The organism is Paenalcaligenes sp. DL 309 (assembly GCF_057475285.1).
Map to the genome: position 1 here is coordinate 225,801 of NZ_JBYBKW010000004.1, position 13,682 is coordinate 239,482.

Sequence of the window (13,682 nt, forward strand, 5' to 3'; positions counted from 1 at the left end):
GGGCTGAGTTGGCGAGTTGTTTAGTTGTGCACGAGCTTTTGTCTATTTACGCATATTTCATCTAATTCAAGGGTATTTACTTAGACACCACCGCTGCCAAACTTTGCGCGTAATATTCTACATTCATGGTATTTAAACCAGGAACGCTAATACGCCCCGAGTCCAGCATATACACCCCAAACTCATCGCGTAAACGGCTAATTTGCTCAGGACTAAGGCCGGTATAACTAAACATGCCTTGCTGTTTAAGCATATAACTAGCATCGTACTGCGGCGCTAGGGTTTGTAATTTGTCATACACGGTTTGGCGCATCGTATGTATACGATTACGCATAGCGTCTACATCCGCTACCCAACTGTTATATAACTCCGGTGTATCCAAGACTAAGGCGATGGCACTGCCGCCATGCACGGGCGGATTCGAATAGTTTTTACGCACCCACGCATTGAGTTGCCCCAACACTCGCTCAGCCGCCTCAGCCGACTCACAAACCACAGATAAAGCGCCACAACGTTCGGCGTAATAAGCAAAGTTTTTAGAGAAAGAATTCGCCACAAAAAACGTTAAACCAGTTTCTGCCATCGCCCGTACCGCATAGGCATCTTCTGCTAATCCCTGACCAAAACCTTGATACGCCATATCTAAAAATGGAATCAGCTGTTTATCTTTTAGAACCGCAATGAGTCGTTGCCACTGCTCATTGTTTAGGTCTGCGCCGGTAGGGTTATGGCAACAGGGATGCAACAACACCATGCTGTGTGCAGGCAAAGCAGAGATATCTGCCAACATACCGTCAAAGTCTACGCCTTGGGTTTGGGCATCAAAATAACGGTATTTATTGGTTTGAATACCACAGCCACCAAAAATATCGTGGTGATTATCCCACGCTGGATCACTAATCCACATTTGGCTATCAGGATAGCCTTGATGCAACAAGTCTCCCCCCACCTTCAAAGCCCCTGTACCCCCTAAGGTTTGAATGGTAGCAATGCGCTTGGACTGATAGGCTTCGCTTTGCTCACCAAATACCAAACGTTGTACTGCATCCCTATAACTACTTAAACCTTCCATAGGCAAATAGGTACGAGGGGTTTTTTGTGCCGCCCACAAAGCTTCTGCTTTTTGTGTAGAAGCTAATAGCGGTACACTGCCATCATCTTCAAAATATAAACCTATAGTAAGATTTACTTTTTTATCTCGGGGGTCAGCTTGAAACTGGGCGGCAATCCTAAATATGGGGTCGCCAGCATAATGTGCTACGTGCTCAAACATAAAGTTTCCTATAATGTGTTACATAGATGCATGTGTATGTATATATATGTATACGTGTACTTGTAAGTTTTTGTTTAATGGTATCTATTTTCAATGGCTTTCCTAAAAAAATCTAATTTACGTCAACTTATTTTAGTTCTGGCCTTACTAGGTACCTTAGTAACGGTGGTGAATATGTATTTCACCAGCTCTAAAATTCAAAAACAGACCTTAATTGACACTACCTTACAAAACAACGAGGCCTATGCCTCTAAACTAGCCGATAGTACCCAAGTTTTTTTAGAAAGCATAAAATTAGAATTAGCTTATAGCGCGGATGCTATTGCGCGCCATTGGCACGACCCCAATTTTCTCAAGCAAGAAATATTTAGAATTGCTAAGCAAAACCAAATCTTTAACTCGGTAGTCATAGCCAATGCAAAAGGGGTTATTTTAAACAGCTCAAATGCAGCCATAGAGCTCGTAGGCAGTCTACTCACTACTGAAGGCACCTTAGCCTCATTAAAAAGCCAACAAGCGCATATTAGTCAGCCTTATGAATCAGCATTAAACAATTTAATTATTATGATATCTCACCCAATATACACTGAGGGTGGTACTTATTTAGGTTTCGTCGCCGGCACCATTTATCTGAAAGAGAAAAACATTTTAAATCGCTTACTGGGTGAGCATTATTACGAGGATGGCTCCTATACTTATGTAGTTGATCAACAAAAGCGCCTGCTGTTTCACCCCGACGCCGAACGTTTAGGCACGCCTATAGAGTCAAATCCCATTATAGACAAAGTCATTCAAGGGGAAAAAGGCCACGCACGTATTCATAATAGTAAAAATATAGAAATGTTAAGTGGTTATGCTCACATTCCAGCGGCCAATTGGGGGGTGGTTTCACAGCGCCCCATTGAAACCACCTTAAAAGCACATGAAGGGCTAATGGAAAAAATATTTTTTAATAGTCTACCTATTAACCTACTCGTACTGGCTTTAATTTGGCTATGCGCTTGGCTGATCTCGAACCCACTACGAAAACTAGCCGCTAACGCTAAAAACATGCGTGCTATTAGTACTATTAAACACGTGCAAGACATAAAAACATGGTATTTAGAGGCAAATGAGCTAAAAAGCGCGTTTTTGTTTGGTTTGCAAAATATACATGATCAAGTAGGGCAATTACGCCAAGATGTGCGCACCGACCCTTTAACGGGTTTACATAACAGGCGGGTATTGGAATACGTTTTAAAAAAATACAGTCAAACACAAACTCCATTCGCCGTCATTAGTATAGATATAGATCACTTTAAACGCGTAAACGATACCTTTGGTCATACAGTGGGAGATACCGTTCTCAAAGAATTAGCACAGATTATGATGGCGAATTCACGTGAGAAAGACTACTGTATTAGAGTAGGTGGGGAAGAGTTTATGATTATTTTACCGGAATGCCCCTTAGACACTGCCGCTGATATTGCTGAGCGCCTCAGACAAACCGTAGCTGCTTATGACTTTTCTTCGGTGGGTAAACTTACTATCTCTTTAGGGGTAGCAGAGTGGCCCGCGCACGACCCCGACACCAGCACCGTTTTAAAGCAAGCAGACACCATGCTTTATGCTGCTAAACAAGACGGTAGAAATCAAGTGCGTGTTGCGCCTCACCCCTCTACGTCTGCCCTTTAAGTAAAACTGAATGCCTATGACTCAAGCCCACCTTCCTTTTTTACGTAGTGACGATGGCTGCCTGTATTTACAAGGTGAATGGGTGTTAGCGAATTATCATGCTTTAATTCGTGAGATTCGTGAGTTCTCTCAACAAAAAATCACCTACAGCACACTTGATTTTTCTGCTTTAGATAAAATAGATACCGCTGGCGCTGAGCAGCTTTGTCAGCTAATCACTGCTGAGCAATTAGAAAGCAGCCTAGATCAAGCCAAAGGCTTATCTGTAGAGCGGAACGCTTTATTACGTACTGTGGCGCAAGCCATTCAAAATGAAGGTGAACCGCCTCCTAAAACACAACAAAACGCCCTCGGGGACTTCTTTGAACATCTAGGCGTTGCTGCTACCCGTTTTTGGCATGAGTTTTTAGATCTAACCTCTTTTATAGGGCTGGCTTTAGAAACCTTATTATTTAATATGCTGCGCCCTAGCCAATGGCGGGTAACTTCCATCGTAGCGCAAATACAAGAAATTGCTATTAATGCAGTACCTATTATTGCTTTACTTACCTTTTTAGTGGGGGCGGTGGTCGCCTTTTTGGGAGCCACTATACTGAGTGATTTTGGTGCTACCATTTATACCGTAGACTTAGTGGGATACTCTTTCCTACGAGAGTTTGCCGTACTATTAACGGCTATTCTTATGGCCGGCCGTACTGCTAGTGCTTTCACCGCACAAATTGGCTCTATGAAAGCCAACGAAGAAATTGATGCTTTACGTGCACAGGGTTTGGATCCTATGCTGTTGCTCGTTATTCCCCGTATCTTAGCTATGCTACTCGCTATGCCCATGCTCACCTTTGTAGGCATGGTGGCAGGGATTTTTGGTGGGGCTTTAGTGTGTTATTGGACGCTAGGTATTTCACCTACATTGTTTTTAGACACCTTACATGCGGATGTGGGGGTACGTAACTTTTTTGTAGGTATGTCTAAGGCGCCGATTTTTGCTTTTCTTATTGCCGTCATTGGCTGTCAACAAGGTTTTAAAGTCACAGGTAGTGCCCAATCAGTGGGTGAGCGCACCACCACCTCAGTGGTTCATTCTATTTTCATTGTGATTTTAATTGATGCCATTGCAGCCTTGTACTTTATGGAAATGGGGTGGTAAATGACAGAATATAAAGACAGCAAAGCCAAACAGCAGGCTCGCCAACAACTAGAGCCCATTATTAAAGTACGTAATTTAGTGAATCGCTTTGGCACCCATACGGTACATGACAACTTAGAAATGGACGTATACCCTGGGGAGATTGTAGGTGTAGTAGGGGGATCTGGTACTGGTAAATCCGTACTGCTGCGCTCTATATTGGGTTTACTCCCTCCTACTGAAGGTGATATTACCGTTTTTGGCCAAAAAATCGCCGATTTAAAGCCAGAGGATCGTTCTAAGCTAGAGCGCCGCTTTGGGGTGTTATTTCAACAAGGAGCCTTGTTTTCCTCGCTCACAGTGGTAGAAAATATTGCTTTACCCCTCATAGAACATAGCGGTTTAACCCGGCCTGAAGCCGAAAAGCTCAGCCTATTAAAAATGGCCTTATCCGGTCTACCACCGAATGCGGCTAATAATTACCCTTCCGAGCTTTCGGGTGGCATGATTAAACGCGCCGCCTTAGCACGTGCTTTAGCTTTGGATCCTGAAATTTTATTCTTAGATGAACCTACTGCTGGCTTAGACCCCATTGGTGCCAGTGAGTTTGACCAACTTATTTTAACGTTGCGCGATGCACTGGGCCTCACTGTTTATTTAGTCACCCATGATTTAGATACCCTCTATACCATCTGTGATCGGGTGGCCGTATTATCACAAAAACACGTCATTATTAACGATAGCTTAGATGTGGTCGAAAAATTTGACGACCCTTGGGTACAAGCATATTTCCAAGGCCCACGTGGGCGCGCTGCGCTCCAAGCTCAAACTAGACGTCAGGAGAACATTTAATGGAACCACGCGCTCATCATATTTTAGTTGGCGTTTTTACCTTGATTATTGCTATAGCCGCTATTGGTTTTTCACTCTGGCTAGCAAAGTCAGGTAGTGATAAAGACACCAAAAACTATACCGTGGTCTTTAATGAGCCGGTACGCGGCCTTAGCCGTGGTGGTGCGGTGCAATACAACGGCATACGGGTTGGGGAGATTACAAAGCTAGCGTTAGACCCCAATGACGTAAGTCGCGTGCTTGCCAGTATTACTATTCAAAGTAATATTCCTGTTAAAGAAGATACCAAAGCTCGTTCAAGCATTACAGGAATTACCGGTTCTTCGGTGATTGAGCTGACTGGCAGCACACCTGAGAGTCCAACTTTAGTGGCTAAAAATCCCGATGAGCCCCCTATTATTGTGGCCACGCCGTCGTCTATTTCTCAAATTATGGCAGGGGGTGAAGATTTGATGACTAATCTCTCAGAGCTTATTATGAATGCCAATGCCTTTTTGTCTTCTGAGAACGCAGACAATATGAGTAAAAGTATCTCCCAGCTAGAGCTGCTTTTAAGTCAACTGGCTGATGGCACTAAAAGTTTACCTGAATTAGTAGAAGGTCTAACTAAAACTAGCCAAGAAGCAGAAAAAATGCTGTCTGAAATAAGTGGGCTTTTAGTAAAAGAAGGCAGTGGAGTGTTTGCTAATGCCAATGAGGTGATGCAAAATCTAAATGCTACCACCACGGAGTTAAAGAACGTGATTACCGAAAACTCACCTTCTATCAATCAAGGTAGCCAAGGTTTTGCTCAGCTTGCACCCATTATGCAAGAGTTACGCCAAACCGTCAGTAATATCAAAGTGATTACGCAGGAAATACAAGATAACCCCAAAGGATATATATTTGGGGCCGATAAACTACAGGAGTTTCAGCCGTGATACGCGTCTCTACTTTACTAAAAACCACCGTTATCAGCTCAATGCTTTGGCTGAGTGCCTGCACTATTTTTCCTGAAGAGCCGCCACAAACACGCTATAACCTACCGGCTGCTACTATGCAGACCGTAGGATCTCAAAAAAATAGCACCTTGTATGTAGCTACTCCCCAAGCGAATCGTTTGATTAATAGTAATTATATTTTAGTGCAACCTGAAGGCACGGAGATTCAAAGCTATAAGGGCTCGCAATGGTCAGACGCAGCACCCGTATTAGTACGCGAACGCCTCCTACAAGCGTTAACGGATGCCCGTCTTTTTGAAGCGGTAACTGGCGATGCGGCTCTTAACACTCCCCTAGCTTTAGAGGGCTATTTGTCACACTTTGAGGTGCAATACCAAGAAGGCCAGCCTGTGGTGCGGGTGCAATACGAAGCAAAAATAATTGATAGGCCACAATCAACCATAGTGCGCAGCAAACGGTTTACTATAAGTCAGCCGGCTACCAGCACTGATATCCCCGCAATTATCACCGCTTTTGGCACTGCAACTGATACTCTTAGTTTGCAAGTTTTGGAATGGCTTAGCTTGTAATTGTAATTATAGATTGGTTTGAAACGTACCAAACTGCCCTTGCCAATACAGCAAGGGCTCTACTGGCTGTCCAGCAAACTGCACGTACTCCACGCGGCCTAAAATTAAAGCATGGCTATGACGTATAATCACCTCGCTGACCTCACAAGCAAAGGCGGCAGGCGCATCGTCTAAGAGCCACACGCCGTTATGCTGTGACCAGCTGGCGTTTTTATAACGCTCTGCCCCCTTAATCCCACCCACTCCCGCAAACTGCATAGCCACATGCTGCTGTGCCGTGCTCAAAACATTCACCCCAAAATAACCACTTTTATCAATTAGTGGCCAAGCGGAGGTGTCTTGATTTACGCACACCAATAACTCAGGGGGTTCGGCTGCCACCGAGGTGACTGAGGTAGCAGTTAAACCCGTTTTTTGACCTTGATGAGTCACACTAATTACACAAGCTGATCCGCCTAAATGGCGCATGGCTTTTTTGTACTCTTGTGAGTCTACGGAAGTAGGTGATGCGAGTGTCATAAATTAATTTTACTGCCTTATTATCTTGTTATTTTATTGACGAATACCGCGTGCTTTAAGTATGGGCAATACTTCATCACGGAAGTAAGGGAACTCTTTCACGTAATCAAAGAAAGAAAGCGTAGTGCCTCTAAAACCCACCTCATGTAAAGCACAGATTTGATCTGCCACATGCTCAGGGGTGCCCACTAATGGGAAGCCACCATGACCTACGGTCATACGCTCACGAATTTGCTCTAACAACTCATGAGGAAAAGAATGCGCGTGAGCAAACTGTAAATTAACTAAATTATCTACCGCACCGGTATCAGCATTATCAAGCATACGCTGCCACTCGGCATCGGCTTCTTCTTGAGTAGGGCGACAAATCACATGAGAAAAAGTCATTACATCAACATCACGACCTTTATCAGCTGCCATTTGCTTTAACTCAGCCACTTCTTTACGTGAACGCTCTAATTCCATGGCGGGCGTAAAGAGAAAATTTGCATTACTGCTGGCAAAGTCACGGCCTTGACCTGAACCCGCGGCATTAAAAATAGGTGGGTGGTATTCAGGACGTGGGTCAGCATGCACATCTTTTAGATGGAAATATTGACCGTCCCAATCAAAACGACCATCAGTATCCCAGAGTTTACGCACAATATCAAACCACTCTTGGGCATAACCATAGCGTGTTTCATGATCATTTGGTAAGTCTAAACCCAAAGCGTCGTATTCGGGCTTATTCCAGCCGGCTACAATATTTAAGCCCACACGATTGCCACTCATTTGCGCCATAGTAGCGATTTGCTTAGCTAATACCACCGGGTGATTGGCTACCGTGTGCACAGTGGCAAAGATATTAATGTTTTTTGTGTTTGCTAATAATGCAGTAGCCCACGTTACTGTTTCTAGCACGTACCCGTGGAAGTTTGTCTCCCCCTTATACCCTACCCAGCGCGCAATGGGCAGCATGAAATCAATGCCTGCATCATCTAAGAGTTGAGCCAGTTTTAAGTTGTTATCCCAAGTAGCTTGCCAACGATCTGGCAATTTAGAAACGGTCATACCGCCACCGCAATTTGAGGAAAAGGTACCTAGTAAAAAATGATCTTGGCCTTTAGTTAATAAGCTGCTTTGACTCATGATGTTCTCCAATATATTTTAGTAATTAACTATTTACCTTTATATATTATGTAGCTCAACAAGGTGCAGCTATCTAAATGATGCAAAGCTATCTAAATAATGCAGCTCAATTCACTAGTGAAAACCCTGCGTGTATATCCTAATAGCGACGTGGATTCCCTTAGGACTAAACTAGTTCATGCTCATGCTTAATCACTTGGGAGTGAAAATGCAGCACATTCTTCATCGTTATGCCCAATTACAATCTGTAGATCTAGAGCAAGTGCAGTCTCATGTGGCCGCTGTGCTTTGCCCACATCACTTAAACTTACAATCACAAGGTAAATCATTAAATACTGAGCTTTATTACCGCACGGGGCTGCGCCTAGGCTTTGGGCGCTTACGTTATGGTGCAACCGTACATATACGCCCCCAGCCTTTACATGATTTTTATTTACTGCAAATTCCTATAAAAGGCCATGAGCAAATACAAATTGCTAACGAATACTTTAACTACAGTACACAAACCGCTGCCATTATTAACCCAGAGCAAGAGTTTGAAATGGTGCACAGCGATCAAGCCAATAAACTATTTGTACGCATTTGCAGAAAAAGCTTAGAACAGTTTTATCAAAACTACTACCAAACCCCTTTACTTCGTAGCCTAGAGTTTGTACCACTGCAATCTTTAGAAGCGGCTGCTGGACAAAGCCTATGGCGTTTATTGCAATGGCAGTTTAGTGAAGCCGCTGAAGGCGTACTGTTTGATAATCCCTTAGCCACTCAACGTTTAGAAGATACATTTTTTGCGAGCCTACTAGATATTTGGCCCCATAACCAATCACCGCATGTTGCCACCGTTAGCTCTGACTCTCTTACCCCGCACACCATTAAACGCGCTAAAGACTACATCCATCAACACCTCACACAACCCTTAAATGTGAGCATGATTGCACAAGCAGTAGGTATTAGCACGCGTAGTTTATATATGGGCTTTAACCGTTTTGTAGAGCAAAGCCCCATGCAGTACGTGAAACAGCAACGTTTAAATTACGCTCACCAACAACTAATACAAGCAAACCCCACGCAGCAATCAGTAACAGAAATTGCTTATTTGGCCGGTTTTACCCACTTAAGTCAATTTGCTGCCGATTATCAACGTCTTTTTGGCGTGCGCCCCTCTATAACATTGCATCAAAATGCCTAAGCACCGATAATTCTATAGTTAGCTACAACTATTTAATTACTAGGCTACTTTATGGTGCAATACCGTACTTTTCTTTTAAGTTTAACGATAGGTCTTTTAGCAGGCTGTGTCAGTGCACCTCCTTTAAGTTCACCGCCTAAAAAAGTCGCCCTAGTGCCTAACTTTTCACTGAGTCAAATTCCTGAAGCTCCCTCGGCTTCTTTAGAGCAGGGGCATGTGTATACTTTGCCTGAGCTCATTGATCTGGCGCAACAAAATAATCCCAGCACCCGCATAGCCTGGCTAGAAGCTGAGCAAGCGGCTTTAGCCGCAGGTATGGTGAAAGCCACCTATTTACCCATGATCACTGCCAGTGTGATTGGTGGCTATCAGCGTGCTAAATTTAAATCCGAATTAGACTTGGGGCCTTTTGAAATCACCCCTCCTCCAGCTAACACCCATATTAAAGGCGTAGTACCCGCATTAAGCGTGAATTGGCTACTTTTTGATTTTGGGAAGCGTGATGCTTTGTACGGTACCGCTTCTGACTTGGCTTTTGCCAGTCGCGCCAAGTTTACCGCAGCGCACCAAGCGATTATTTTTAATACCGCACGCACCTTTTTTGAATACAGTGCAGCTCGTCAAAATACTGAGTTAGCGCAACAGCATTTGGATAACTCTCAGGCCTTGGTGGCGGCCGCGCAAGCCCGTTTTGATGAAGGTGTAGCCACTACTATAGAGGTGGCTCAAGCCACTCAGCTGGCCGCTCAAGCTAAATTGGCGGTAGTACAGCGCCAAAGCGCCGAACGCGACGCATACCAAGCGGTATTATCCAGCGCCGGTTTGGCACCCACTACTGAAATAAAAATCGCCACCACCGCCGGGCGTGAGCTACCACGCTTTGAGGATTTACCAGACGATGAGGCTTTACAGGCCGCTTTGGCGTATAGGGCTGATTTACAAGCCACCGACGCCGCCCGTAAAGCGGCAGAAAAAGGCATAGATTCTGCCAGAGCGAATTTTATGCCTAAGGTAGGTGTAATGGGGGTAGCAGCCACAGGCAGCACTAGTTTCAATGTAAATAGTTTAGGAGAAACCGGCCCCAGCTCGGCTTCTCAAGCCGTACTCTTAGGCATTACTATTCCTTTATATGACGGCGGCTTACGTCGTATGAATTTACGTGAAGCAGAAGCTCGTGCCGCCGCCGCCCGGGAATTAGTGCGTAAAACCCAAAACGACGCCTTACGTGAAATGCATTTTGCGGCCAATGCGTTACGCTCAGCATTAGAAGCCTATGAGGCGGCCACTGAGCTGGTCCATGCCGCCACCATTACAAATAACGCTGCTACTGAGGCTTATCAAGTTGGCATGGGCAGTATGATGTTAGCCACGGAAACGGCGAATGGTTTATTAGACGCTTCACAAGCCCAATCCGTCGCCTACTCAGCAGCCCTTATCGCTTCTGCTAATTTAGCCTTTATGATGGGGCAATTGCATCAAGCGCCTGCTGCTCAAAACGCGTCTCAATTGCCGTTAAACGCTGCTGAAATTCTTGCAAAGTAGTTTGATCTGGGCGTAAACGCTTGGGCTCCAGCATCACTAAACTAAATTCATACTTTGTCTCTTCTAGGGTGGCGGCCGTTTCCGCCGCATGCACTATGGCCTGCTCATTTTCTGCACTGGATAGTTTTTGTAGTTTTTCTTCTATAATACGCATTTTTTTCTTTACCGGCTGCATAATGCTTTGTGGCCAAATTTGGGTAAAGGCAATATACATCATGGTGTTACCCACTAAAATACCAATAATACGATTACTGGCGGTATCCACATCTATAGCGGGGCCAAAACCGTCTAAGCTTATCAATAAAAAAGCAAAAGCAATTTGTAAGCCGGCATAAGATACGCGTTCAGAACCCAAAGACACCCAGGCGCCTAGTAAACTCACTAAAAACACCACTATCATCAGTGCGCCTATGCTAGTCATATGGGGGATAAAGAAGAAAATCAATATTAGCCCTAAACTAGCTCCTATTAAGGCTCCTGTAATCCGTAAAAGCAGCTTATTAACCGTTTCACCTGTGGTGCCTAACGTGGCCACATAACAGGTAATCATGGCGGTATGTATCCCCTCCCATTGAGCCGCACTATAAAACAAATAACAAAGTACGGCGGCTCCTGTGGCTTTAATAGCAGTACGTTGATAACTGGGATTTGTAAAAGCATCGTCTACAAAAAACGAGGACTTTTCCGCAGGCATCACAAAAGCGCGGGCTTTTTCTGTATCAAAATTATATAGATCTGCGGCTAAACGCCTGCACTTGGCAGCCAGCTCGGGCTGTTTAGCCGTAGGCTCTTTTTGTAATAATAAAAAAGCCTGCAAAAGTAATCTATAACTCTCTACCACAGCTAAACCTAACTGCTGCTGTGTGGCTTTAGGCGCTAGATGAAAGAGTTTTAACCAGTTGAGACGTTTTTGTTGTGTTTCTAAACCTAATGCCACGTCTTGCTGTAACGTTTCCAAGGGGACTTTATGTTCCAAGCCTTGGGCGGCTAACTCTAAGCGCGCTTTAATTTCACCTTCTAATACCTCTTTGGGCTTACGGCCAAAAAACAGGCTAAAAATAAACAATAAGCCCATGGGGGCGGCTGTCATAAGCCAAGCATACAGCACCGCCCGGGTCGCTAATTCACCTATGGGTATGTATTCTAGTAAGGTGAGTACAAAAGCAATTACTAGGGCAATAATGCCACCCAAGGGGCCTAAAACACTGGCATTGCCTAAATATAAAAAAACAATAGACACCAACACTAACGCCACTAAACGCAAAGGTGGTGATGCCAAAGTCATATTAATTAGACCTATTAATATAAATACCACTATAGACACGAGCACCACTAAGGCTACCGCCATCACCATGGTTTCTGCCGCGTCTGATTTCATGACAAAAAACAGCACATAACAGCTTAATACAGCGGCAGGAATGCCGTAGGTCATAGAAACTAGCGTCATTAACGCGCACATAAGCGCGATGCGCCAAGATTGCTCCCAACGGCCTGCATAGGGGAGTAAGTCGTGCTTAACGGCCTGCCACCATTGCTGCTTAGCGCTAGGCGTAGCTTTATTACTCACAGCGCTCACCATCATCATGAATGATGGTAGTGGCGGAAGCACCCATGCGTAATAACCATTCCTGATCAGGCTCAGTCTCTATGTGTATTTTCACTGGGAAACGCTGCGCCACTCGCACCCAGTTCATGGTTTTTTGTACATAGGGTAAACTACGCGGTAGATTAATCATATCCTCACTCATTACCCCCCAGCCTATGCTTGCTACCCGTCCTTTAATAGCCACATCAGGATTCGCTAATATATAAACGGTGGCACACATACCCGGTTGAATACGTTTAAGCTCCGTTTCCCGGTACATAGCAGTGGCGTGCCAGTCATCTGAAACAATCAAGGTAAATAAGCTGATATCTGGCAATATATGTTCACCCGTGGCCACCTGTAAACCGGCAATATAACCATCGTGTGGCGCATAAATTTTGGTTTTAGCTACGTTATGCTCTGCCATCGCCAGACCGCTAAGGCTCATGGCTAACATGGCTTCTTCCGCTTCGGTGTTACCTACTAAGGCCTCAGCAGCGCCTGCCTGTGCTAAAGCTTGGCGTAATGAAATTTCTGCATCGCGCTTTAAGGTGTTGGCTTCGTCTAATTGCTGCTTTGTCGCGTAACCCTTAGGAGCCAAAGAGGCCATGCGTGCTTGGCTTTGGGTAGCCAAGGCTAGATTTGTGCGGGCGCGTTCAATTTGCTCATTTGTCACCGTGGCATTATTGGATTCGGCGGTAATTACACGCCCCCGGTTTTTAAGAGTGGCTTCAGCCAAGGCCACCTCGGCTTTGACTTGTTCTAAACGCAACTCATACATTTCTGGGTCTAGCGTGAATAATAACTGGCCTTTTTTAACCTTTTCACCCTCTTTAACGTGTAAGGTATTAATGCGTCCTGGCACGCTAGTACTAATATGCACCACACTGGATTCTATGCTGGCATCTTCAGATAAAGGGTTAAGGTGCAACTGCTTTAAATGCAGCCAAGCAAATATAACAGCGGTAATAACAATAACTATGCTTAAAACAGCAGAAATGGTTTTTTTAGTTGTTGCCATTACTCCACTCCAAAAAATACCCATAAGGCAGCAAAACAGAGCCCGGTGGCTAATGCTGCATACACAAATACCTTAAAGCGCATCACATCGTCTATGCCTAATCGTATCAATATCACACGTATTAACACAGTCAAAATAACGGCAACAAATGCAAAGACAATCCAAGCGGGAAAGTAGGAGCCAGCTAGAGTAAATGAAGGTGCTGCAGTGGCCAGAATAGAAGAAATAGGCATTTAATAATTGTACCTCAGCGTAAACCCTAGAAA

Annotated in this window: 13 protein-coding genes; 7 read left to right on the forward strand and 6 right to left on the reverse strand. The window is 44.5% G+C overall.

The window, feature by feature from the left end:
- Window positions 1-76 precede the first annotated feature (76 nt).
- Window positions 77-1,273 carry an amino acid aminotransferase gene (locus tag AC2UZJ_RS07410; protein WP_486949495.1) on the reverse strand — a complete coding sequence of 399 codons (1,197 nt, stop codon included), beginning with the start codon at window positions 1,271-1,273 and terminating at the stop codon, window positions 77-79.
- Between the two features lie 93 nt (window positions 1,274-1,366).
- On the opposite strand from AC2UZJ_RS07410, the gene AC2UZJ_RS07415 reads away from it, so the two are divergent.
- Genes AC2UZJ_RS07415 through AC2UZJ_RS07435 form a run of 5 tightly spaced genes read left to right on the forward strand, consistent with a single transcriptional unit; the run spans window position 1,367 to window position 6,435 of the window.
- Window positions 1,367-2,947, forward strand: coding sequence for a sensor domain-containing diguanylate cyclase (locus tag AC2UZJ_RS07415; RefSeq protein WP_486949496.1), 1,581 nt, complete (start codon window positions 1,367-1,369; stop codon window positions 2,945-2,947).
- Between the two features lie 10 nt (window positions 2,948-2,957).
- On the forward strand, window positions 2,958-4,094 hold the full coding sequence (locus AC2UZJ_RS07420; protein WP_486949497.1) for an MlaE family ABC transporter permease: 1,137 nt from the start codon (window positions 2,958-2,960) through the stop codon (window positions 4,092-4,094).
- On the forward strand, window positions 4,095-4,925 hold the full coding sequence (locus AC2UZJ_RS07425) for an ABC transporter ATP-binding protein (protein ID WP_486949498.1): 831 nt from the start codon (window positions 4,095-4,097) through the stop codon (window positions 4,923-4,925). It abuts the gene before it with no gap.
- Window positions 4,925-5,845, forward strand: a complete 921-nt coding sequence (locus AC2UZJ_RS07430) for an MlaD family protein (RefSeq protein ID WP_486949499.1) — start codon at window positions 4,925-4,927, stop codon at window positions 5,843-5,845. Before AC2UZJ_RS07425 ends, AC2UZJ_RS07430 begins: the two co-directional genes overlap by 1 nt.
- The gene (locus tag AC2UZJ_RS07435; protein WP_486949500.1) at window positions 5,842-6,435 is read left to right on the forward strand and encodes an ABC-type transport auxiliary lipoprotein family protein; all 594 of its coding nucleotides are present in this window, start codon (window positions 5,842-5,844) and stop codon (window positions 6,433-6,435) included. Before AC2UZJ_RS07430 ends, AC2UZJ_RS07435 begins: the two co-directional genes overlap by 4 nt.
- Before the next feature lie 6 nt (window positions 6,436-6,441).
- Here the strand turns inward: AC2UZJ_RS07435 and AC2UZJ_RS07440 are convergent, their stop codons facing one another.
- Together AC2UZJ_RS07440 and AC2UZJ_RS07445 are read right to left on the reverse strand one after the other, a co-directional pair.
- Window positions 6,442-6,954, reverse strand: a complete 513-nt coding sequence (locus AC2UZJ_RS07440) for a flavin reductase family protein (protein WP_486949501.1) — start codon at window positions 6,952-6,954, stop codon at window positions 6,442-6,444.
- Between the two features lie 33 nt (window positions 6,955-6,987).
- The gene (locus AC2UZJ_RS07445) at window positions 6,988-8,082 is read right to left on the reverse strand and encodes an LLM class flavin-dependent oxidoreductase (RefSeq protein ID WP_486949502.1); all 1,095 of its coding nucleotides are present in this window, start codon (window positions 8,080-8,082) and stop codon (window positions 6,988-6,990) included.
- 208 nt (window positions 8,083-8,290) lie between these two features.
- On the opposite strand from AC2UZJ_RS07445, the gene AC2UZJ_RS07450 reads away from it, so the two are divergent.
- Both AC2UZJ_RS07450 and AC2UZJ_RS07455 read left to right on the forward strand, forming a co-directional pair.
- The gene (locus tag AC2UZJ_RS07450; protein ID WP_486949503.1) at window positions 8,291-9,268 is read left to right on the forward strand and encodes an AraC family transcriptional regulator; all 978 of its coding nucleotides are present in this window, start codon (window positions 8,291-8,293) and stop codon (window positions 9,266-9,268) included.
- A gap of 51 nt (window positions 9,269-9,319) precedes the next feature.
- Window positions 9,320-10,810 carry a TolC family protein gene (locus AC2UZJ_RS07455; RefSeq protein WP_486949504.1) on the forward strand — a complete coding sequence of 497 codons (1,491 nt, stop codon included), beginning with the start codon at window positions 9,320-9,322 and terminating at the stop codon, window positions 10,808-10,810.
- Here AC2UZJ_RS07455 and AC2UZJ_RS07460 read toward each other — a convergent pair.
- Genes AC2UZJ_RS07460 through AC2UZJ_RS07470 form a run of 3 tightly spaced genes read right to left on the reverse strand, consistent with a single transcriptional unit; the run spans window position 10,725 to window position 13,649 of the window.
- Complete coding sequence (locus AC2UZJ_RS07460; RefSeq protein WP_486949505.1) at window positions 10,725-12,377, reverse strand: FUSC family protein; 1,653 nt, start codon at window positions 12,375-12,377, stop codon at window positions 10,725-10,727. The genes AC2UZJ_RS07455 and AC2UZJ_RS07460 overlap by 86 nt on opposite strands.
- The gene (mdtN, locus tag AC2UZJ_RS07465; protein ID WP_486949506.1) at window positions 12,370-13,416 is read right to left on the reverse strand and encodes a multidrug transporter subunit MdtN; all 1,047 of its coding nucleotides are present in this window, start codon (window positions 13,414-13,416) and stop codon (window positions 12,370-12,372) included. The genes AC2UZJ_RS07460 and mdtN overlap by 8 nt, the downstream gene beginning before the upstream one ends.
- Window positions 13,416-13,649, reverse strand: a complete 234-nt coding sequence (locus tag AC2UZJ_RS07470) for a YtcA family lipoprotein (protein WP_486949507.1) — start codon at window positions 13,647-13,649, stop codon at window positions 13,416-13,418. The genes mdtN and AC2UZJ_RS07470 overlap by 1 nt, the downstream gene beginning before the upstream one ends.
- Window positions 13,650-13,682 lie beyond the last annotated feature (33 nt).